The organism is Melghirimyces profundicolus (assembly GCF_003054245.1).
GTDB classification, from domain to species: domain Bacteria; phylum Bacillota; class Bacilli; order Thermoactinomycetales; family DSM-45169; genus Melghirimyces; species Melghirimyces profundicolus.
Genome location: NZ_QBKR01000003.1, coordinates 94,798 through 115,147 on the forward strand (window position 1 = coordinate 94,798; position 20,350 = coordinate 115,147).

A 20,350-nucleotide genomic window follows, 5' to 3' on the forward strand; every position below is an offset into this window, starting at 1 on the left:
GAAAGGTTTCAGGATCCATTTCGAAGTTTAGGAGGGTTTCATGGGAGATTACCGGTTGCCGATATCCGTCAAAGGGGTTTTACTGGACGCATCCGATCGGATCTGTCTGTTGAAAAACGAGCGGAACCAGTGGGAACTTCCCGGGGGAAGGCTGGAGCGGGGAGAATCGCCGGAACAGGCGCTGGTGCGGGAAATCCGTGAAGAGCTGGGGATTCAGGTTTTGATCAGTCACCTGCTGGATACCTGGATTTTCGAGGTATTGCCGGGCAAGGAAGTCCTGATTGTCACCTATCGCTGTTATTGGGATGGAGAAGGCCAAATCGAGCGGAGTGAAGAGCATGAGGCCCTGGAGTGGTTTTCCTTGGACGACCTCAAAGGAATTGAGTTTCCGGATGGATATCAAAAAGCGGTGCAAAAGAGCCTGGACAGGTGACTGGTGCCAAAGGGAAGGGGGCCGGGGGAACGGTCCCCGTCTTCTTTTGCTTTGCCTTCTCTGTTAGGATGGTAGGGAAGACATCAGACAACGGCTTCATCGGACGCCGTCGCAGGAGGGGAACATGCTGTCGGAGTGGATGTTGTTTTTGTTGATCGGCCTGATCTCTGGAACGGTGGGCAGCCTGGTGGGGTTGGGAGGGGGCGTTGTCACCGTTCCCTCCCTGTTGTTGATGGCAACGTTCTTTCCGGGACAGAGCCACCTCACCCCCCAGGTGGCGGTGGGAACCTCCCTGGTGTTGGTCATCATCACCGCCCTGTCCTCCACCCTTTCCTATGCCCGGCAAAAACGGGTGGACTTTCTGAGCGGAGGGGTGTTTTTCCTGGCGAGCGGGCCGGGGGCGATCCTGGGTGCCTGGCTCACCCGCTTTTTTCAGGAAGAGGCTTTTTACACCGGTTTCGGTCTCTTTATGTTGCTGGTCACCGGGATGCTGACTTTCCAGGGGCGTATGGACAAGAGGCCGGTTCGGTGGAGTGTCAAGAGGGAATTCAGCGACCCCGAAGGGAATATATACCACTATGGTTATCGTCGGTCCACGGCCTGGGCGGGCTCCTTCCTGATCGGAATGATTTCGGGGTTGTTCGGGATCGGGGGTGGGGCGTTGCTGGTCTCAATGATGATGCTGTGGTTTCGTTTTCCGCCCCACGTGGCGACGGCCACCTCCATGTTCGTCATCTTTCTGTCGGCCGCAGTGGGTTCTTTGACCCACCTGATTCAGGGGCATGTCGATTGGCAGGCGGTGCTCTTGATCGCACCGGGATCCTGGATCGGGGGACAGCTGGGAGCCCGGGTTTCCAGGGTGATGACCGGCCGCTCCCTGATGATCGCCATGAGGTTGGCGTTGATGGTCGTGGCGTTGCGGATGATCTTTGAGGGTCTCTTCTGAAGAGAAGGGAGGATGAAGGTGAACGGCAGGAATCGGGTGCACATTTTACATACGAACGATCTTCACAGCCATTTTGAGGCGATGCCTCACGTTCATACCGTCCTGAAAAAGATGGCCGGGGAGCTGGAAGCGGCGGGGGAGGCCGTGATCCCGGTGGACTTGGGGGATCATATGGACCGGGTCAGTGTGGAGACGGAAGGCACCGGGGGCATGGCCAATCGAGCGGTGATGGAAGCCGCCGGTTACAAGATGGTTACGTTGGGAAACAATGAGCTTCTCACCTTTTCCAAAGAAGAACTTCACCACCTCTACCACGATGCACCCTTCGAAGTGCTGGCCACCAACGTGACCGACTCCGACGGGGAGCGACCTGCCTGGATCCGTTCCCGGTCCATCCGGAAGGTGGGGGGATGTCGCATCGGATTTCTGGGGGTGACCATCCCTTTTCAAAACTTTTACCGCCTGTTGGGTTGGGATGTTTCCGACCCTTTGGAGGTGCTGATCCTGGAAGTGCCCCGTTTGAAAAAGGAAGTGGATGCCGTGGTGGTCCTCTCCCATCTCGGCTTGGGAAACGACCGGCGTCTGGCGGAAGAAATCCCGGGGATCGACGTGATCATGGGAAGCCACACCCACCATCTCTTGGAAGTGCCCGAACGGGTGGGGGACACCCTGATCGCCGCGGCCGGCAAGTTCGGCAGCCATGTGGGCCACATCACGCTGGAGTGGGATTCCCGCCTGAAACGGGTGGCCCGGATCGAGGCCCGGTGTCTGGAGACGGACCGTGCGGAGCCCGATCCGAAAGTGAAGGAGAGAATCCGGGAATACCGGCGGGAAGCGGAACACCGTCTCTCCGAACCCTTCGCGAAGCTGGATCGGCCGCTTCCCGTCGACTGGTATGGGGAGTCCCCCCTGGGGAATTTCCTGGCTGACGGGCTTTTTCACTGGGTTCCCGATTCCGAATGTGCCCTGGTCAATTCCGGCCAGCTGTTGGAGGGGTTGGAGGCGGGGCCCGTCACCCGGGGGCTTCTCCACCGGATTTGCCCTCATCCGATCAATCCCGCAAGGATCGGGCTGGAAGGAAGACAAATCCGCAAGCTGTTGGAGGAGGCGCTGGACTTCAACCATCAGGACCGGGAGATCCGCGGATTCGGGTTTCGCGGGAAAAAACTGGGGATCCTGAACCTCGCCGGGATCGAAGCGGAATACGATCCCGAGGCCCCGCCCGGAAGACGCCTGGGGGAAGTCCGGGTCGGATCGGAGCGCCTGCAGCCAAGTCGCACCTATCGGGTGGCCACGATCGACATGTTCACCTTCGGTGTCGGTTACAAGGAGTTTAAAAACGGAAAAGACCTGAAATATTACCTTCCGGAATTTCTGCGGGACATTCTCGCCCTTCGCCTCAGGCAACCCGGAGCGGTAAAAGAGTCCTTCCGGGCCCGCTGGCACCCCCGGGGATCCGGTTAAGAACGGGGGCGGGCGCCGGGGGTTTGCTCCCGGAGCCGCTCCAGCACATACAGAAGGGAAGGCCGAAGCCGCAGCACACGGCCAATTGCCCGCCCCCCACATACAACATGGCGGCGGGAAGGGTGACATCCAGTCCGGTGACCGTTTCAAGCAAAATTCCGATGATCACGGCATTTACCAGGACCGGGGGCAGGGGAGCCAGCCACCGAAAGGGCATCCTGGCCGTCCACCAGGCCGCGATCAAGGAAGCCAACTTCCGAAGAGGACGTCATAAAAACCCACGGGGCTGAAGAGTTGGCCACCAGTGCCCCCACAAACAGGCCGGGCACGGCCAGGGGCGTGATCCAGGGGAGCACGGTCAGAATTTCCGGGATCCGAAACGGACGAGACCATGGGACAGCGGAGCGACCAACACGGTCAGGACCGCGTAGATGGCGGCAATCATTGCCACGGTGGCGATTTTCTGAGCGGACATGGGTGTCATCTCCTTTCACTTGCCTGTATTATTCACGATCCGCCGGCATGGTTTCTTCCCGCTGGGAAAAAATAGTGGGGAGTGTGGAAGTCGGTCTCCTTTTTAAGCGGAACCGGGTTCCATACGGCCTCCCGATAGGTTAGAATAGCGGAGGAGAAGGAGGCTCAACCGATGCGATTTGTGGACGACCTGTATTCCCTTTACCGGGAGCACCTTGAAGATGAAGAAAACGCCGTCTCGGTGGTTTTGAATATCCTGGAAGATCAAAACCGGGAAGACATCATGAAATTGATCGAGGAGATGGACGATGAAGAAGTGGTCCAGATGGTGGGGGTTTACCTTGTCGAGATGCTGAAGATGAAGATGTCCCAGGAGGGGCAACTCAGCGATTGGGAATCCCCTCTGAAGCGTCCCCGATACCATTGAGACGGATCCGGTGACGAGTCCGTTCCCAACCTCATACCGGTTCGGGGGAGTTTCCGGGGAAAAAGGAACGGACAGCCCCGCATTCCGAAGCTTCCGCCGTTTTGCCCCGGGAAGACGCCCGGTTCAGACGGATCCGACACCCCTTCCATTTGCTTCACATACGCTGTAGTGTAACGGAACGCAAGGTGGGAGGGATGTCAGTGGTCCGGCTGAAACCGATGCAAGTGGATGGCCATCCGGTCGTGGGGGTGGAAGTGGCGCTGCCGAAAACCAACCTTCTGGTCATCACGACGGAGAAAGGGTACATCATGTGTGGCGCCTTGGATGTGGCCCTCTTAAACGAAAAGCTGGCGGACCGAAGGGTCCTGGCCGGCCGCGCCGTCGGGGTGCGCACGCTGGAAGAGCTTCTGGACGCCCCGTTGGAAATGGTGACGGTCGAAGCGGAACAATTGGGAATCCATGCGGGGACGACCGGCAGGGAAGCTCTTTTGCACATGCTGTGAGGGTACCGACGGGTGCCCTCACCCTTTGTCCGGATCAATTGAACGGGATATTCAACTCCGGTATACTGAAACCTGAATCATCGGACTCATTTTCACAAAACCGGAGGAAAAGCGAATGGCGACATGGTACGCGAACAAAGGGAGCCACCCCGTGACGGGTTCCAAGGAAGCGATGGAACTGGTGAAACGGTATTTGTTCGATGTCGTGGCGGAGAAACAGGTCACCAAAGCGGAGATCAAACTGATGGGCTACTTGGTCCGGAAATCCCTCCGTCTCGGAGAGGACGGAAAGGAGACCCTTCGCATCGGGACGAAGGATTGGGAGAAAGAAGCGGGTCTGTCCCGGAACGAGGTGGACAAGACCCTTGCCAAGTGTGAGGAGCGGGGGTGGATTTCCATCGATCACGGATCCCAGCCCGTCAGCCTTCGCCTGAAATTGCGACATCGGGCATAGGGAAGAAAGGGACACCCCCGGAGAGAGGGCTTCGGGAGTGTCTTTTATTTTTCGGCCCGTTCGTTGAAGCAGGTCCCCATCCTGAAGTTCGTATCTTGGATCCCCTCTCCCCATCCGGGTTTCTAGGCAACGGCTCTTTCGACATCGAAAGGGATCTCCGAGGCAGGGAATCGTAACAACAGCCCTCTGCCGGTACAGGAGGCTGTTGCGATGGATGGCACAACCCTGTTCAGGCCGTTTTCTTCAACTCCTCCAGTTCCCTCCCGGCTTCGGCGGGAACCCGGGTCAGCAGGCTGACCACCACCGTGACCAAGGTGGACACGAGGAATCCGGGGACGGCTTCGTAGGTGATTCCTCCGAGGAGGGTGGCGAACAGTTCCTTGATGTCCGGCAGGAAGGAAAAGGTCCAGGCCGGCTGTTTTTTCACCAGAATCACGGTGATCAAACCGCTGATCATTCCGGAAAGAACCCCCCATTTGGTGGCCCGTTTCCAGAACATCGAAAAGATGAGAGCCGGACCGAGGGCCGCTCCCAGACCGCCCCAGGCGAAAAGCACCAGCCAGAAGACGAACTCCTGGGCCGAGAAGGCGAGCCACAGCGCGAGCAGAATGACGAGAAGGATGGAGAGCCGGCTGTAGACCACCAGGCGCCGTTCCGGCGCCTCTTCCTTTTTGGTGAACCGTTGGTAGATATCCCGGATGAAGGAGCTGGAGGCCACCAACAGCTGACTGTCGGCGCTGGACATGATCGCCGCCAGGACGGCGGTCAACAGCAGTCCGAGAATAAAGGGCCCGAACAATTCGTCACCCAGAGTCATGAAGATGGTTTCCTGGTTTTCATCCGGCAAACTTCCGATGTCGGGAAAATAAACCCGGCCGGCAAGCCCCAGGATCACCGCCCCCCAGCCCATCACCACGTTCCAGACCGATCCGATCAGCGCAGCCTTGCGCATCTCTTTCCGGTTTTTAAGCGCCATGTAGCGAACAATGATGTGGGGATTGCCGGGGCTGCCGAATCCGATCCCCAAAAGCCCGGCGATGGCGCCGAAGCCGAAGTGCCAAGGGTTGACAAAACCTTCTCCCTGTGCCTTCATTGCCTCCAAAATGGGTCCGAATCCACCCAAGTCGATCACGGCCGCCAACGGCACAATCACGAGGGAGAACAACATAAATCCGGCCTGCAGAACGTCGGTTTTGCTGACCGCGTGAAATCCGCCCAGCATGGTGTAAACGAGGATGATCAAAGCGGTCACCCACATTCCCTGAGTCGGGGTGAGCCCCAGGCTGGAGGAAAAAGCGCTCCCCCCGGCCACAACCTGGCTGCTGACGTAAGCGATCATGAAAAAGATAATGATGATGGCGGCGGTGAGCCGGAGAACCCCGGTTTGATCCCGGAAGCGATGCTCCAGGATGTCGGTCAGAGTGATGCTGCCCGAGGTTTCACTGTATTGGCGCACCCGCCGGGCCAAAAACATGAACAGGAAGACTTCCACGGTGATGAACCCGGCGAGAGCCCAGACCGCGTTTAACCCGGTGGCATAAGCCATTCCGGTAACGCCCAGGACCAGCCAGGCACTCCGGCCGGAACTGACTGCGCTCAGGGCAACGGTGAATTTTCCCAGCTTTCGCCCCGCCAGGAAAAAGTCGGCCAGAGATCCGGAGCTGGTGCGGGATGTGAGGATTCCGATCGTCACCAATAACAAAAGATACCCGCCCAAGACCGTCAGGGTCAGCGGATGAGCGCTCATGTCGACTCACCGCCTTTCCGGGCTTCGGCTTCCGTGTTGTTTCTTCCGGTCACCGCGTACAGGATCACCGCCAACAGGATGATTCCAACCGGGAGACCCACCAGGGCGAAGAAGATGCCTCCGCTCACGGATATCCACTTCCTTTCTCTTTTTTCTCGCAGAATATTCTTTCGATGAAACAGAGCCTGCCACCTCCCGGTATTTTGCAGGAAGGGAACCAATCCCCACTTTTTTCGCAACGCTTCGAGTGAGTGTTAAGATTCTGAATTGATGTTTACCAAGGAATGCTATATTCTAATAGTGCTTGCCTCTTGGATATGAATCTCTACCAACAGGAAGGGTGTACTGTGTTGAAGCCATTCAAATCTGTTTTATGGATTCTTCTTCTCTCCATCAGTTTGATTACCGGTTGCGGGCAGGCAGAGCAAGCGGATCCGGGATTCGAAGAAAAGAAGAAGAAAGAACTGACGCCCGCCCAAGTGCTGGAGAAAGCAACAAAAGCCGCCGAAAAGCAGACCGGATTACACTTTGACACCACAATGGATCAAACCTTGAACATGGAAACCAACGGTATGAAACAATCCATGGACCAAAACATGGAGATGGAGATTCAGATGACTCGCGAACCCCTTGCGATGCACGCAAAGGGAACCATAAACATGAACGAATCGATCCCCATGGAGATGTATTTTGCCGATATGACGTACTACATGAAAAATCCCCAAGGCGACGAATGGAGCAAAATGGAGATCCCTGGCAACTTTGATAAGGAGAAGTTTGAGGAGCTCTTGAACCAAAGCAGTTCAGAAGATCCCCAAGCCATGTTGGAACAATTAAAACCCTTTCAAAACGATCTGAAGATGACCCATGAAAAGGGGATGTATATCATCACCTTGGAACTGAACGAAGAACAGTCTCAGAAGTACATGGACGTTATAGTCGAGGACAAGATGGATCAAATTCTGAACATGATGAAGGATACCGGTGTCCCCGGAGAAGAAGAGATGAAAAGCGAAATGGACAAATTTCTGAAGAACATGAAGATCCATGATTTAAAGCAAACCTTTCACATCGATGAGAAAACCTTTGAGCAAAAAAAAGTGGACCAGAAACTGAACATGGAAATGATGCTGGAAGGCAACAAGATAAAGACGGATCAAAAAATGAGCATGGAAATCAAAGGGGGAGTGGATCAAATTACGATCCCCGATGAAGTAAAGGCAAATGCGGTCGATATGGGGAATATGAAGGAGATGGACGGCATGGGGCAGCAATAGGGGCTTTCATAATGAAGCTCCCCAAAATATTGAAAAAAATCAAGCTCTGATCAGAGCATCCGGTTCAGACAAGGCCCTGCGTTGAAAGGCGTGAGGGCTTGGTTTTTCCAGGGGTGCAACGGGGTAAGCCAAAGAACGGAACCGATCAGCGATCCGTTTGACTGAAAAGGAGGTGATTGGCTTGCATGCCGTGGTTGTAGGTGGGACCGGAATGATTCGGGATGTGTCTGTTTTCCTTGCGGGGAAAGGTTATGATGTAACCGTCGTTGCACGGAATCATCAGCGCTTAAACTCCTTGGTGAATGACACTCCATCCGCTGAAGGTTCCGTCCATCCCGCACAAGTCGATTATCATGATGGGGATGCATTTCTGAAAGAGATGGAACGGGCGATATCCACATACGGCCCGATCCAATTGGCAGTCGTCTGGATTCATTCCACGGCTCCTGAAGCCCCTTACAAGTTGGCTTCTTTATTGGACCAGTCAATTGAATCCTGTGATTATTTTCATATTATTGGAAGCAGCGTTGCGGACCCCTCCCGCGATTCGACATCCGGAATCGAAGGATTTCATCGATTCAAGAACCTCCGATATCACGAAGTCATTCTGGGATTCATTTTAGAAAACGATGGCTCGAGATGGTTGACCCATCAGGAGATCAGTCAGGGAGTGATCGATGCGATTCATTCCAACAGAACAACATCCATCGTGGGAGTCGTTAAACCGTGGTCAAAAAAACCTTGAGAAAAGGTGCCCGCGTGGGACTCATTCCGGGGTGCGCAGTTTCAGGTTCCGGGCCAGATCGAGGAGGTCTTTCGGCAAGGGGGATCGGACTTCGATCGATTCTTCCTTCAGCGGATGACGGAAACGCAATTCACAGGCATGGAGGGCCTGGCGCCGGATCAGACGGCTTTTGCTCCCGTAGAGGCCGTCGCCGAAGAGCGGGAAGCCCAGATGGGCGAAATGGACCCGGATTTGATGGGTCCGGCCGGTTTCCAGTTCCACCCGGACCAGGGTGGCGTGTTCGTTCCGTTCCAGCACGCGGTAATGGGTGACGGCGGGATCCCCCTTCGGGGAGACGGTGCGCCGGAGCGGGTGGTTCGGTTCCCGGGCGATGGGGGCGTCGATGGTTCCCTCGGAGAAGCCGGATCCGGAGAAGCTCCCCTCCAAAAAGGCGTAATAGAATCGCTTCAGCCGTTTCTCCCTCAGTTCCCGGTCCATCAGTTGGTGGGCGTAGGCGGATCGGGCCACCATCAAAAGACCGGAGGTGTGGCGGTCCAACCGGTGGACAGGGCGGACTTTCCCTTCCCTCCCCTGCTCTTTCCAGTAATGAACGATCCCGTGGGCCAACGTACCGGTTTCCCCCGGACGGACCGGATGCACATTGACCCCCGCCGGTTTATCCACCACCATCAGGTCGGCGTCTTCGTACCGCACGTCGAAGGGGACCGGTTCCGGTTCCAGGTCGGCCCGCTCCCGGGGACGGACTGCCACCTGAAGCCGGTCCCCCTTTTTGACCACCCGTTTCAGCCAGGGCATCTGTCCGTTCAGACGGATTCCCCGGCTGCGGGTCAATCGGTTGATCATCCGGTTGGACAGGAGGAGCGGACCTTTCAACACCTCCTCCACCGTGTGCCGGTCCCACTCTTCGGGGACGCGGTAGGTGATCCACTTGTTGTGCGACATCCGGCAACCCCCGCTTTCTCTTTGTCATATGGCCGCTTCCGTATCCATCGTACCCCTTTTTCCCCCTTTGGCAAAGGTTTTACTGGAAGAAATGCGTTTGCCGCCCGGCGGGGCTTATGATATATTGGGTTCAACACGACAATGGGGAGCCGGGGAAACCGGCTGAGAGGGTGCTGGATCCCGCACCGACCCGCTGAACCTGATCTGGATGATACCAGCGTAGGGAACATACGGAAAAAGCGGCCCATAAGGGCCTGCAGGCAGGTACGTATGGAAGCTCGCCAATCCGTCCGGTCAGGATTGGCTTTTTATTTTGTCCAAAGGAGGGAATGCCGTGGCGAATGCCAATGTCAGCCTTCAGATCCTGCCCCGGGCCGCCGGGGACGAAGAGGCTTATGCCCGGGTGGACGAAGCGATCCGGGTGATCCGGCGTTCCGGCGTGAAGTACGAGGTTGGCCCGATGGAAACGACGATGGAAGGCGACTACGACAGCCTGATGACCATCGTCAAAGAAGCCCAGGAAGCGGTGGTCCGGGCCGGAAGCGATCGGGTGATCTCCATTATCAAGGTGGACTACAAGCCGGCGGGGATCTCGATGGAAGAGAAGACGGCCCCCTATCGCTCCGGCGGTTCCCAGTGAGGCGCAGGGTTAAGAAACGGTTTCGGGACGGGGCTCCTCCGGTCCTGACCGTGCTTTTGTTTCTCCTGGTATGGGAAGCGGGGGTGCGGCTCACGGGGATCGAAAGGTGGCTTCTCCCCGCTCCCAGCGGAATCGCTGCTTCCTTTGCGGACAGCTGGGAATTGATCCAACGTCACACCTGGCCCACCCTTCAGGAGGCGGTCCTCGGTTTCCTGCTGGGGATCGGGGTGGCCCTGTTGCTGGCGGTGTTGATCCAACTTTCGGCTTGGCTCCGCCGGGGGATTTATCCGCTGTTGATCGGTTCCCAGACGGTGCCCATCATCGCCGTCGCCCCGCTGTTGATTCTGTGGTTCGGGTACGGCCTGTTGCCCAAGGTGCTGATTGTCGCCCTGGTCACCTTTTTCCCTGTTGTCGTGAGCACCGTGGACGGACTGTCCTCCGCGGATCCGGACATGGTGCGGCTTCTCCGCTCGATGGGGGCGAAGGAATGGCAAGTGTTCCGGATGGTCCGGTTTCCCCACGCGCTGCCCTCGTTTTTCTCCGGAATGAAGATCGCCGCCACCTACGGGGTGCTCGGAGCGGTGATCGCCGAATGGTTGGGGGCGAGTGAAGGATTGGGCGTCTTTCTGATCCGGTCCCAAAACTCCTTCGCCGCGGACCGGGTGTTTGTGGCCATCACTGTCATCACCTTCTGGAGTCTGGTGCTATTTGGTCTGGTCTGTCTGGCGGCGCGGTGGGCGGCCCCCTGGGCGTACCTTCGGAAAGAGGATTCATGGAAGGGAGAGGAAAAACGATGATGGGGAGAAGGAGAGTGTATCCATTCACCGTGCTACTGCTGTCACTGGTCCTGGTGATCACCGGTTGCGCCGGCGGGGGCCATGACGCGGGGGGCGGTGATTCCGGCAAGAAAAAAGTGAAACTCATGCTCGACTGGGTGCCCAACACCAACCACACAGGCCTCTATGTGGCCAAAGAAAAAGGATATTTTGCCGAAGAGGGACTGGAGGTGGAGATCGCCACTCCGGCGGAAACCACCGCCAACCAGCTGGTGGGAGCCGGTAAGGCGGATTTCGGCATCAGCTCCCAGGAGTACGTGACCCAGGCCCGGGCGGAAGGGGTGCCGATCGTTTCCATTGCGGCCATCCTGCAGCACAACACCTCCGGGTTCGCCGCTCCCAAAGGGAAAAGGATCCAACGGCCGAAAGATTTCGTCGGCAAAACCTACGGAGGATGGGGCACTCCGATCGAAAACGCCTTTATTCAGACCGTCCTGAATATGGACGGAGTGAAGACCCGGAACGTCGAGGACCAAGTGAAGATCGTCAACATGGGAGAGGCCGACTTCTTCACCGCCACCGAACGGAATGTGGACTTCGCCTGGATTTACTACGGATGGACGGGAATCGAAGCCAAGCTGCGGGGGGTTCCCATCGACTTTTTGGAACTGAGGGAACTGGATCCGGTGCTGGACTTCTACACGCCCACCGTGATCACCAATGAAAAGAAAATCAAGGAAGATCCGGAGACGGTCAAAAAGTTCATGAAAGCGGTGAGCCGGGGATACGAATACGCCATCGACCATCCGAAAGAGTCGGCGGACATCCTGGTCAAAGCGGCACCTGAAACGGACAAAAAACTGGCCCGTGCTTCCCAGAAGTGGATAAGCAAACGCTACCGGGCCGATGCCGACCGTTGGGGGGAACAGAAAGAGAAGGTATGGACGGACTTCACGGAGTGGATGTGGAAGCACCGGCTGATCGAGAAAAAAATGGACCCGGACAAAGCCTTCACCAATGAATTCCTTCCGGAGCAATGACCGATGAAGTTGGAAATGGAAGCCCTGGAACAATCCTACGCTTCCCCGACCGGAGAACGACGGGTGATCGACCGGGTGGACCTCAAAGTGGAGGAGGGGGAGTTCGTCAGTCTCATCGGTCCCAGCGGATGCGGAAAGAGCACCCTCTTCAACCTGGTGAGCGGGTTGGAGCGTCCTCTGGGGGGCCGGATCCGAAAAGACGGCTCCGACATCACCGGCGCGACGGGCCACGTCAGTTACATGCCCCAGAAGGATTGCCTCTTTCCTTGGCGGACGGTGGTGGAAAATGCCTCCCTGGCTGCCGAGGTCGCCGGAAAGGACAAGAAAAAAGCCCGGGAACGGGCGGAACGGCTCCTGCCGGTCTTCGGGCTGGAGGACTTCGCCGGGGAGTATCCCGCCCGCCTCTCCGGGGGCATGCGGCAACGGGCGGCCCTTCTGCGCACCGTGATGGCGGACCGTGACCTGTGGCTCCTGGACGAACCCATGGGTGCCCTGGACGCCCTCACCCGGGAGCGGATACAGGACTGGCTCCTGCAAATCCTGAGTCGGTTTCCCCGGACCGTCCTCTTCATCACCCACAGTGTGGACGAAGCCGTCTACCTCTCCGACCGCGTGGTGGTGCTCACTCCCCGTCCGGCCCGGGTCAAAGGAGAGCTTTCCATCACCCTCCCCCGTCCGAGGACACGGGAACAGATGACTTCGGAGGCGTTCCTTCAGGCGAAACAGTGGCTGTGGGAAAAGCTGCATGAGGACAAATGAAACCACCCCGTGACGTTCGGGGTGGCTTTCATTTTTTGATCCGTGTCATCCCTGACGCAGACGGCGCTTGATTTTATTGTGGGAAAAGCGTAGACCGGCTGTCTGATGCATATTGATTCTGCTTTTGGCACATGATATATTAAGCTTAGATGAACGACAGGGCGTGGTCTCGCTTCCGGGGCCGGGAACCTCACCGAAGTTGCCGCTTCAGGTGAGGTTTTTCATACCCGTCGCTGCCACAAGGGTTAGCGCCTACTCCTCCTTATCCTGATCGCGCCGATCGCGATACAGGTCAAAGAGAAGCCGGGCAACAGCGGTGAAGGCTACTGTCACAGCAGCCCATTCTGCCATGCCCATAGACATCCTCCCTTTCCGGATGGTCTCCGACACCCGGAAGGGGGACAGCCGTTCATCCTATGCTTGTTATATTATACCTTGCTTTTTGATAGAAGATTTTCAGCATAGAAAACGGAAAATTCAAACGAACCATAGCGAATGAAAACGGGAAGGCAACCCTGCAGCCAACGATATACGTTGGCTGCAGGGTTTTTTCTTGGGATTTCCCAATGTCACGGGAAACGGAAAACAACGTGCGCGTCATGTCAGCTGAGCGGGATGCTGCGGATTGCGATCGCCGACACCGGAATCGGCATCGAACCCGATCAACTCCCTTTCCTCTTCAATCGGTTTTATCGAGCCGATGAAGCACGTACCCGGAACAGAGGGGGAACGGGACTGGGGCTGGCGATTGCGAAGGAATTCGTGTTGGCCCATGACGGAACCATTGAAGTGGAAAGCCAGCCGGGGCAAGGCATGACCTTTATCGTCAAGTTGCCTTACAGGCACGATGAAGCCAAAAAGATCTAACCACCCCTTAGCCTGTGGATGGTTAGATCTTTTCAGTTCAACGGCGGCATCCGGAGGGAAAAGGTGTCGGCGGTCGGCCTCCGGGGAGACGGATCTCCTCCGGCAACGCTTCAGGGCATTGAGTCGGCGAAGCTGGTCTTAAGACTCATTTTCCGCTCGGGAACGGCAGATGGCGAGAGTGGCCGTTTCCCCACGACGGATGGGCCCCGGTTTCTCCACCACACATACGATCCCCCGCAAGCCCCGTGAGGCTTTGACAAAACGGGAGGCCAGTTGGGGTTGATCGGGGAACCGCTGCTGGAGGATTTTTCCCGGCTGGATGCAGGGGAGGTTTTCCCCTTCGCACAGGAGTCCGGCTCCGTCAGGGAAGATGATCCGGCTTCCGGGAGAAAGGCGGGAAAGTTCAGGGTATCCGGTGATAGCCAAATTGGCTCCCAGCCATTCGGGCCGAACTTCCTCGATTCCCAATTCTTCGGCGATACGGGTACACTCCTCGACGGAGGCCACGGAGACCTGTCTCCGGTTGAAAATTTCCGTCCCCCGGGGGTACATGGGTTCCCTGGCACCGGCTTTTTTCGTCCATCCGAAGTGAAGGTCCCCCGGGATGCCGCCGTATTCCAGCTCCGCCGACTCCATCGACCGGGTGACAAACGTATCCCTTCGGTCGGCTCGGTAGATTCCTTCAATTCTTACTTCCTCATGCCTCCACATCCGATCTCCTCCTTTTTATCTTCATATCATACCGCATCACCGACCTTCCGGCGTCGATGGTTTGCCGCTTTGCCGGGCCCGGTGTCTGCGGACATTCATCCGGTTGCCGCAGGTTCGGTGGTCACACCAGCGGCGGCTTCGGTTGCGGCTTTCATCATAGAAGAACCAAAGACAGGCATCGTTTCCGCAGATTCGCACCCGGCCAGGATCATGCCGGACGAGGAGTTCGGCGAAGGAAGCCGCGATCTCGGCTTTCACCCCGTCCCAATCCATTTCCACCGGAGTCAGCTTCCACTCGAAGGAATCACCTTCCTGTCGAAGTTGCCGTCGGACCGGCCGGTGCGCGAGACAGGCGTTCAGGTGGCTCAGAGCCTCTTCGTCCGGCGGAATCCCCCGGGTCAGGTCCATCGTGAGCAGGCGGAGCCAGGCCCGAAACCGTTTCAGGGCCTTCTCCGGGAACGGCTCCCCCGGCGTCCGGATGCCCCAGTCGGCGAGCACCTGATCCAGCCAGCCGGGTTTCTCCAGGCGGTCCTCCAGGAAATCGGGATGCACCCCGTCCCGCCATTCACTGTTGAGAAAATCGATGAACAGAAAATTCACAGTGACCCCCCTCTCTTTCCTTGTTCCATTCAAAATTTACGCTAAATTTCGTTTGTAATAAATATAAATGAATTAAATAGTTACAAACAAGGAGGACGGGACAGGGGAAGAGGCAGCATGAAGGGGCGATTTCGGGCCGGGTATTGAAGTTGTGGTGCGGGAGTCCGTATCTCTCTTGCGGGATTACCAAACTCCCTCCCCAATTGAAAAGCCTTGTCATCAAGGGTATGATGGGAAAAGGTATAGGAGCTCAAACACACAGCGATTGGGAGGGATAACCGGATGGCAAAGAAAAAGACGGGGCAGAGCCATAAACAGAAAAAGAAACAGGTCGAGGCCCGCTCCGACCGCATGCAGACCCTCACCCTCGTGACGGTCATCCTGCTCTTCCTGGGATTGGGTATCTTCGCGCTGGTGGACAGTTTCATCGGAGGAGAAGAAGTCAAACAGGGAGACGGGGGGAAGGCCAACGTCGACGAAGCGATCTTCGCCTATGATAAACAGCCCGTCCGGGGCAATCCGGACGCCAAGGTCAGGATCGTCGAATTCGGGGATTACAAGTGCCCGGTTTGCAAACGGTTCAAGGATGAAATCTTTCCGAAACTGAAGAAAGATTTCTTGGATACCGACAAAGCCGGTTTTTATTTCATCAACAACCCGTTCATCGGAGAGGATTCCGTGACTGCGGGGATTGCCGGGGAAGCGGTTTACGAACAGGATCCGGATGCATTCTGGAAGTTCTACCATGCGGTCTACGACAACCAAGGGCCGGAAAAGGAAACCTGGGCCACCCAGGAGTTTCTGGTCGATCTGGCAAAAAAAGAAATCCCCGGGGTGGATCGGCAAAAGCTGAAACAGGCGATCGAAGACCGGAAATATGAAGACGCGGTCCAACAGGACAGGCAGATCGCCGCGAAGGCGGGGGTTACTTCCGTTCCCACTCTGTTCATCAACGGGAAACCGGTTCCCAACACCTTCGATTACGATCAAATTAGAAAGATGATCGAGGAAGAGTTGGAAAAATAACCCACAGGGGGGAGAGTCGTCGGTGTCCTGGATACGCACCTACAGTCTCTATCTGGCGTGGTTGGTGGCGGTGGCCGCTCTGGTCGGAAGCCTTTGGTTCAGCGAAGTGGCCGGATTTATCCCTTGCAAACTGTGCTGGTTCCAACGAATTCTCATGTACCCCCTTGCGTTGATCTTAGGTCTTGCCAGTTACCGCGGGGACCGTGATGCCGTGCTTTACGCGTTGCCTTTCAGCGTGATGGGGCTGGTCGTCTCCCTCTGGCATTACGCACAGCAAAAAATCCCGGGGTTGGCTGACGTGGCCGGTTGCAGCGAAGGGATTCCCTGTTCCGGTCAGTACATCAATTGGTTCGGTTTCGTCACGATTCCTTTTTTGGCTTTGACCGCCTTTGTCCTGATCACTTCCCTTTTATGGATCGGGCGGAAAGAAACGGACTGACGGGGAGGGTGCCTTTTTTTTCCGGGCACCCTTTTTGTCGAAGCAGGAATGAATTCATTTCCAGTTTATTGTAATTTGTATCAGTTTTCTTGAACGCCCGGAAGCACTTTGGTACATTAATTTTACCCGTCAGGGTAAACACCGGGAGACCGCCCTTTATATAGATCGGATTCTATCGGCAAAGGAGAGATCCATGGTGAGCGAAACGATTCCGCTGCACGTGTTGCGCATCACCGACCTGAATAGATCCCTCACTTTCTACCGGGACATGCTGGGGTTTGAGCCCGATTGGGAGGACCCCGAAAGGGGGACCGTCCGGCTGGTGGCACCCGACGGGGATCGGATCCTGTTGACTTCGGATCCGGAACTGGACATTCGAACCCTGTTTGCCCCGGAGACACCGCCCCGGGAACCGGCGGAACCGGAACCCGCGGTGCCGGAGGAGAGGTTGGAGCCTGAATCGGAAGAAGATCAGGCAGCCCCTGACGGCGGACCGGACGGGGAGCAGGCTCCGAATCCGGAAGCGGAACCTGTCGGTTCTTATGATCCTTTCGGGGAAGAGGAACCCAAGGGGCAAGTTGGGACCTATCAGATTCTGGAAGCGAATAAAGAGGAGCCCCTCCGTTTTCCCGGAGAGAACCTCGAGTATTTCCAGGAACGCCTGGCCATGTACGGGCTCCCCGACCTCCTTCTGGAAGAGAACCCCGGAGTGGAGCAGGTTTTGAAGATCCAGGATCCGGACGGTTACCGCATCGCTCTCTATGAGAGCCTCCGCCTGGACGATGAGGAAGTGATCGCCCTCTACCGCAAAGGTCCGGACCTCTTAGAGGGCGCGATTCTGGGTTTGGAGAACGAAGATTTGGAATGGGAAACCGAAGAGGGGGAAACCATCCGCCAGTTGATCCTCCAAATCGTGGATTTCGATCTGGAGATGATGCAACGGATCAAGTGGGCGCTGGCCGAAAGCGGCCGGAAGTATACCATCCCCCTCTACGATCCCGAGGAATGGGCCGAAAAACTCCATTACGCTTCCCGTCCCGTTCAGGCTGAACTCGGCATGTTCCGCTTTGTCCGGGATCATGTCCTCAGCCAGTTGGAAACCGTTTCCGGAGCGATGGACCGTTACCTGGTTTCCGAACATGGGAACGTGGAGGTTCGCACCATGGTGCAGGTGGCGGGAGAGTCGGTCCGGGAGCAGGTCCAGACCATTATGGAGACACGCCGTCGCTACGGGAAATGACGCCCGGACCCCTCCGGTGTGCAGCACTCGTGTATACCGGAGGGGTCCGGTTATTTCTGTGTTTTCCGGAGTTGCCGGTTGACCGTCTCACGGCTCATTCCGATCAGCTGCCCGATTTCTTCCTGAGTGAGCATCTCTTCCACGGATTGGCTTCCAAAGTGGCGTCTGAACCATTCTCTCAACAGGGGAATCCGTTCCTTGGCGGGAGCGGTGGCAATGTTCAGACGTTGTTGGATGATCCGGAGGGTGTGCTGCAACTGTACGGCCACTTCCCGGTATTTTACCGGATCTTTCTCCAGGGAATCGTACCATTCCCGGGCGGGGACCGCTTCCACTTCGCTGGAGATGACGGCGATTGCGGTGGCGAAATAGGGCTGAGGGCTCAACAGGGAATGATGGGGGAAGAATTCTCCCGGAACCAGCAGGTTGAAAAGCAGAGAGGAACCGTCGGGACGAAGACGAACCACTTTTAAAAGCCCGCTTTTCAGCCGGTACAAATCTCCGGTTTCTCCCTGTCGAAACAACACTTCTCCCCGGTGCAGGATCAAGGGGGTTCACCTCTTTGTCAAAGTCAGTGTGCCGTGCATCACAGAAATGAACCGGCTTCCTCCGCTATCTTGGAGATGGAAAAACACCATCCCGTGAAATGAGGGGGAACCGTTCATGCTGGATGAGAAAACGTTGGCGATTGTCAAGAGGACGGCACCGGTATTGAAAGAGCAGGGAGAGGTCATCACCCGCCGATTTTACGGGCGGATGTTTTCCCGTCACCCCGAATTGTACAACATTTTCAACCGATCCAACCAACGGGAAGGAAAACAGGCCCGGGCCCTGGCGGATACCGTGTATGCCGCTGCGGCCCATATCGACCGGTTGGAGGACATCCTGCCGGTGGTGGAGCGGGTGGCGCACAAGCACCGGGCCCTGGGGGTTCGTCCCGAACAGTACCCCATCGTGGGGGAGAACCTTCTTTGGGCCATCGGGGATGTGCTGGGGGAAGCTGCCACCGGAGAAGTCCTGGATGCCTGGAAAAAAGCTTATGATGCGATCGCCCGGATCTTTATCGGGGTGGAGGAGCGGTTGGTTCAGGAAGTGAACAGCCAGCCCGGTGGTTGGGCCGGTTTCCGTCCGTTCCAGGTGGTCCGGAAAGTCAGGGAAAGCGAAGTCATCACGTCCTTTTATCTGAAACCTGCCGACGGCGGCCCCTTGGCCCGTTTCCAGCCAGGACAATACGTGACCGTTCGCGTCCGGATCCCGGGAGATCCCTGCACCTCCATGCGCCATTACAGTTTGTCCGGCGCTCCCGGAGCAGAGGTTTACCGGATCACGGTGAAACGGGAAGACGGGATCGACGGAAAGCCGCCGGGAGCGGTTTCCACCCACCTCCACCGGGACATCCGCGAAGGGGATGTGCTGGAGCTGTCCGCCCCCGCCGGTGATTTCACCCTGAAACGGGAAGGGAGCGATCCCGTCATTCTTCTCAGCGGAGGAGTGGGACTCACCCCGCTGGTCAGCATGTTGCGGACCTTGGTGGAAGAGGGGTCGAACCGGGAGATCACCTTCATCCATGCCGCGGTGAACGGACGCGTCCACGCTTTGGGGGATGAAGTCTCCGGTCTGGCTGCCCGAAACCCCCGCATCCGGTCCTTCATCTGTTATGAGAAGCCCACCGAACGGGATCGAAAAGAAGGAAGGTTTCACAAGGAGGGTAATATCGACGGAACCTGGCTCCGGACCGTGCTCCCGTCCAACCGCGGGGACTTTTACCTTTGCGGTCCTTTTCCCTTCATGAAAGCCATGTACCGGATTCTGAGGGAATGGGGAGTGGACGATCTACGGATTCATTATGAAGTATTCGGTCCCACCTGCCATCTGGATGAATCCCGTGAAGCGGGAACAATCCGGGGGAGAAGGGAGCCGTCCCGGATCTGAGGGTTCCCATAAGCAAAAGGCGGCCGGAGGAAAAGGCTGCCTTTTTTTGAATGGATATTAATGGAGTTCCTTGAGCAGCTTGAACAGAATCCGGAGTCCCCCGGGGTGATCGTCTCCCAGGAGGTAGAGGATCACCAGCAGGATTCCCAGCAAAACCGCGGCCCGGATCAGCCATTCTTTCCTTCGTTGATTCATCGGTTCCACCCCTTTCACCGGGGAGATCGGAATCTCTTTCCGCGAAACCCGGTTATTTCACGGAAAAGGAGAGGCCCACAGATCATGATCCAAAGCATGACGGGTGACCGGGTGTACATCCGGCGGCCGGAAATGGAAGACCTCGATGCTTTTCTGGAGCTTCGCCTGAACAACCGAGCATTTCTGAAACCCATTGAGCCCCGGTTTCCGGAACGTCATTTCACCGAGGAAGGGCAGCGGGAAGCCGTCCAAACGACGATCGACCGGTGGGAACGCGGGACGGGATTCGGTTTCGGCATCTTCCTCCGCCCCACGGACCGGTTGATCGGCCGGGTCAATCTCAGCAACATCGTCCGGGGCGCTTGGCAAAACTGTACCATCGGATATTTTTTGGATCAACAGCACCAGGGCAAAGGGTACATGACCGAAGCAGTCCGCCTGGCCACCTCCTTTGCCTTTCAGGAAGCAGAACTCCACCGGATCGAAGCTTCCGTGATGCCCCGGAACCGGGCCTCCATCCGGGTGGTGGAACGGACGGGATTCCGGTACATCGGTTTGGCGAAGCAGCATCTCAAAATCAACGGCAAATGGGAGGACCACCACCTGTATGCCTTGACCGCGGAGATGGCGGAACTTCCCGCCGAATGATCGCTTCCGTCCCTGACCGGCCAAACCGGCCGGTTTTTTGATTGGCTTCCTCAACACAATTTTGA

The 20,350-nt window shown here is 56.9% G+C and carries 26 protein-coding genes, 1 pseudogene and 1 riboswitch; of the genes and pseudogenes, 18 read left to right on the forward strand and 9 right to left on the reverse strand.

Annotated elements, in window-relative coordinates; translation table 11 throughout:
* Positions 1-40 precede the first annotated feature (40 nt).
* From C8P63_RS03115 to C8P63_RS03125, 3 genes are all read left to right on the forward strand, one after another.
* On the forward strand, positions 41-433 hold the full coding sequence (locus C8P63_RS03115; protein WP_108021880.1) for an NUDIX hydrolase: 393 nt from the start codon (positions 41-43) through the stop codon (positions 431-433).
* A 124-nt stretch (positions 434-557) separates the two neighbouring features.
* A complete protein-coding gene (locus tag C8P63_RS03120; protein ID WP_108021881.1) occupies positions 558-1,379 on the forward strand; it encodes a sulfite exporter TauE/SafE family protein in 822 nt (273 codons plus the stop codon).
* Positions 1,380-1,397: 18 nt separating this feature from the next.
* Complete coding sequence (locus C8P63_RS03125; protein ID WP_170109466.1) at positions 1,398-2,843, forward strand: bifunctional metallophosphatase/5'-nucleotidase; 1,446 nt, start codon at positions 1,398-1,400, stop codon at positions 2,841-2,843.
* On the opposite strand, the gene C8P63_RS19955 is transcribed toward C8P63_RS03125, so the two are convergent.
* Together C8P63_RS19955 and C8P63_RS19450 are read right to left on the reverse strand one after the other, a co-directional pair.
* A complete protein-coding gene (locus C8P63_RS19955; protein ID WP_108021883.1) occupies positions 2,779-3,060 on the reverse strand; it encodes a QueT transporter family protein in 282 nt (93 codons plus the stop codon). The genes C8P63_RS03125 and C8P63_RS19955 overlap by 65 nt on opposite strands.
* 141 nt (positions 3,061-3,201) lie before the next feature.
* On the reverse strand, positions 3,202-3,318 hold the full coding sequence (locus C8P63_RS19450; RefSeq protein ID WP_245920645.1) for a QueT transporter family protein: 117 nt from the start codon (positions 3,316-3,318) through the stop codon (positions 3,202-3,204).
* Positions 3,319-3,489: 171 nt separating this feature from the next.
* Between C8P63_RS19450 and C8P63_RS03140 the strand changes: the two genes are divergently transcribed.
* The 3 genes from C8P63_RS03140 to C8P63_RS03150 all read left to right on the forward strand — a co-directional run bounded on the left by C8P63_RS03140 (position 3,490) and on the right by C8P63_RS03150 (position 4,701).
* Positions 3,490-3,744: a DUF6154 family protein gene (locus C8P63_RS03140; protein ID WP_108021885.1), complete on the forward strand. Its 255-nt coding sequence runs from the start codon at positions 3,490-3,492 to the stop codon at positions 3,742-3,744.
* Between the two features lie 194 nt (positions 3,745-3,938).
* Complete coding sequence (locus C8P63_RS03145; protein WP_425437229.1) at positions 3,939-4,247, forward strand: YunC family protein; 309 nt, start codon at positions 3,939-3,941, stop codon at positions 4,245-4,247.
* Between the two features lie 115 nt (positions 4,248-4,362).
* Complete coding sequence (locus C8P63_RS03150) at positions 4,363-4,701, forward strand: hypothetical protein (protein ID WP_108021887.1); 339 nt, start codon at positions 4,363-4,365, stop codon at positions 4,699-4,701.
* A gap of 229 nt (positions 4,702-4,930) precedes the next feature.
* Here the strand turns inward: C8P63_RS03150 and C8P63_RS03155 are convergent, their stop codons facing one another.
* Both C8P63_RS03155 and C8P63_RS19695 read right to left on the reverse strand, forming a co-directional pair.
* On the reverse strand, positions 4,931-6,448 hold the full coding sequence (locus C8P63_RS03155; RefSeq protein ID WP_108021888.1) for a sodium/proline symporter: 1,518 nt from the start codon (positions 6,446-6,448) through the stop codon (positions 4,931-4,933).
* Positions 6,445-6,576 carry a hypothetical protein gene (locus C8P63_RS19695; RefSeq protein WP_281258666.1) on the reverse strand — a complete coding sequence of 44 codons (132 nt, stop codon included), beginning with the start codon at positions 6,574-6,576 and terminating at the stop codon, positions 6,445-6,447. The genes C8P63_RS03155 and C8P63_RS19695 overlap by 4 nt, the downstream gene beginning before the upstream one ends.
* Positions 6,577-6,798: 222 nt before the next feature.
* On the opposite strand from C8P63_RS19695, the gene C8P63_RS03160 reads away from it, so the two are divergent.
* On the forward strand, positions 6,799-7,725 hold the full coding sequence (locus C8P63_RS03160; RefSeq protein WP_146172096.1) for a DUF6612 family protein: 927 nt from the start codon (positions 6,799-6,801) through the stop codon (positions 7,723-7,725).
* Positions 7,726-7,915: 190 nt separating this feature from the next.
* Positions 7,916-8,470 (forward strand): short-chain dehydrogenase, encoded by a 555-nt coding sequence (locus tag C8P63_RS03165; protein WP_281258669.1) that lies wholly within the window; start codon positions 7,916-7,918, stop codon positions 8,468-8,470.
* 21 nt (positions 8,471-8,491) lie between these two features.
* Here C8P63_RS03165 and C8P63_RS03170 read toward each other — a convergent pair whose 3' ends face one another.
* Positions 8,492-9,412 carry an RluA family pseudouridine synthase gene (locus tag C8P63_RS03170; protein WP_108021891.1) on the reverse strand — a complete coding sequence of 307 codons (921 nt, stop codon included), beginning with the start codon at positions 9,410-9,412 and terminating at the stop codon, positions 8,492-8,494.
* A gap of 132 nt (positions 9,413-9,544) precedes the next feature.
* A riboswitch (TPP riboswitch) is annotated at positions 9,545-9,655 on the forward strand.
* Positions 9,656-9,746: 91 nt separating this feature from the next.
* Between C8P63_RS03170 and C8P63_RS03175 the strand changes: the two genes are divergently transcribed.
* The 5 genes and pseudogenes from C8P63_RS03175 to C8P63_RS03195 all read left to right on the forward strand — a co-directional run.
* Entirely contained in the window at positions 9,747-10,052 is a 306-nt protein-coding gene (locus C8P63_RS03175; RefSeq protein WP_108021892.1) for a thiamine-binding protein, read from the forward strand.
* A complete protein-coding gene (locus C8P63_RS03180) occupies positions 10,049-10,849 on the forward strand; it encodes an ABC transporter permease (RefSeq protein ID WP_108021893.1) in 801 nt (266 codons plus the stop codon). Before C8P63_RS03175 ends, C8P63_RS03180 begins: the two co-directional genes overlap by 4 nt.
* Positions 10,849-11,868: an ABC transporter substrate-binding protein gene (locus tag C8P63_RS03185; protein WP_425437233.1), complete on the forward strand. Its 1,020-nt coding sequence runs from the start codon at positions 10,849-10,851 to the stop codon at positions 11,866-11,868. Before C8P63_RS03180 ends, C8P63_RS03185 begins: the two co-directional genes overlap by 1 nt.
* Positions 11,869-11,871: 3 nt before the next feature.
* Positions 11,872-12,627, forward strand: a complete 756-nt coding sequence (locus tag C8P63_RS03190) for an ABC transporter ATP-binding protein (RefSeq protein WP_108021895.1) — start codon at positions 11,872-11,874, stop codon at positions 12,625-12,627.
* Positions 12,628-13,242: 615 nt separating this feature from the next.
* Positions 13,243-13,494: pseudogene (locus tag C8P63_RS03195) on the forward strand (sensor histidine kinase); the annotation flags it as partial.
* A gap of 138 nt (positions 13,495-13,632) precedes the next feature.
* On the opposite strand, the gene C8P63_RS03200 reads toward C8P63_RS03195, so the two are convergent.
* Positions 13,633-14,205 carry an MOSC domain-containing protein gene (locus C8P63_RS03200; RefSeq protein ID WP_108021896.1) on the reverse strand — a complete coding sequence of 191 codons (573 nt, stop codon included), beginning with the start codon at positions 14,203-14,205 and terminating at the stop codon, positions 13,633-13,635.
* Positions 14,206-14,241: 36 nt separating this feature from the next.
* Complete coding sequence (locus C8P63_RS03205; protein WP_146172098.1) at positions 14,242-14,805, reverse strand: CGNR zinc finger domain-containing protein; 564 nt, start codon at positions 14,803-14,805, stop codon at positions 14,242-14,244.
* 282 nt (positions 14,806-15,087) lie between these two features.
* Here C8P63_RS03205 and C8P63_RS03210 point away from each other — a divergent pair, with 282 nt between their 5' ends.
* The 3 genes from C8P63_RS03210 to C8P63_RS03220 all read left to right on the forward strand — a co-directional run bounded on the left by C8P63_RS03210 (position 15,088) and on the right by C8P63_RS03220 (position 17,510).
* Positions 15,088-15,831: a DsbA family protein gene (locus tag C8P63_RS03210; protein WP_108021898.1), complete on the forward strand. Its 744-nt coding sequence runs from the start codon at positions 15,088-15,090 to the stop codon at positions 15,829-15,831.
* Positions 15,832-15,853: 22 nt separating this feature from the next.
* On the forward strand, positions 15,854-16,270 hold the full coding sequence (locus C8P63_RS03215; RefSeq protein ID WP_108021899.1) for a disulfide oxidoreductase: 417 nt from the start codon (positions 15,854-15,856) through the stop codon (positions 16,268-16,270).
* 196 nt (positions 16,271-16,466) lie between these two features.
* Positions 16,467-17,510: a VOC family protein gene (locus C8P63_RS03220; RefSeq protein ID WP_146172099.1), complete on the forward strand. Its 1,044-nt coding sequence runs from the start codon at positions 16,467-16,469 to the stop codon at positions 17,508-17,510.
* 50 nt (positions 17,511-17,560) lie between these two features.
* On the opposite strand, the gene C8P63_RS03225 is transcribed toward C8P63_RS03220, so the two are convergent.
* On the reverse strand, positions 17,561-18,058 hold the full coding sequence (locus C8P63_RS03225; RefSeq protein ID WP_108021901.1) for a Crp/Fnr family transcriptional regulator: 498 nt from the start codon (positions 18,056-18,058) through the stop codon (positions 17,561-17,563).
* 115 nt (positions 18,059-18,173) lie between these two features.
* On the opposite strand from C8P63_RS03225, the gene hmpA reads away from it, so the two are divergent.
* A complete protein-coding gene (hmpA, locus tag C8P63_RS03230; protein WP_108021902.1) occupies positions 18,174-19,442 on the forward strand; it encodes an NO-inducible flavohemoprotein in 1,269 nt (422 codons plus the stop codon).
* A gap of 57 nt (positions 19,443-19,499) precedes the next feature.
* On the opposite strand, the gene C8P63_RS18930 is transcribed toward hmpA, so the two are convergent.
* Complete coding sequence (locus C8P63_RS18930) at positions 19,500-19,637, reverse strand: hypothetical protein (RefSeq protein WP_170109468.1); 138 nt, start codon at positions 19,635-19,637, stop codon at positions 19,500-19,502.
* A gap of 84 nt (positions 19,638-19,721) precedes the next feature.
* On the opposite strand from C8P63_RS18930, the gene C8P63_RS03235 reads away from it, so the two are divergent.
* Positions 19,722-20,285 carry a GNAT family N-acetyltransferase gene (locus C8P63_RS03235; RefSeq protein ID WP_245920647.1) on the forward strand — a complete coding sequence of 188 codons (564 nt, stop codon included), beginning with the start codon at positions 19,722-19,724 and terminating at the stop codon, positions 20,283-20,285.
* Positions 20,286-20,350 lie beyond the last annotated feature (65 nt).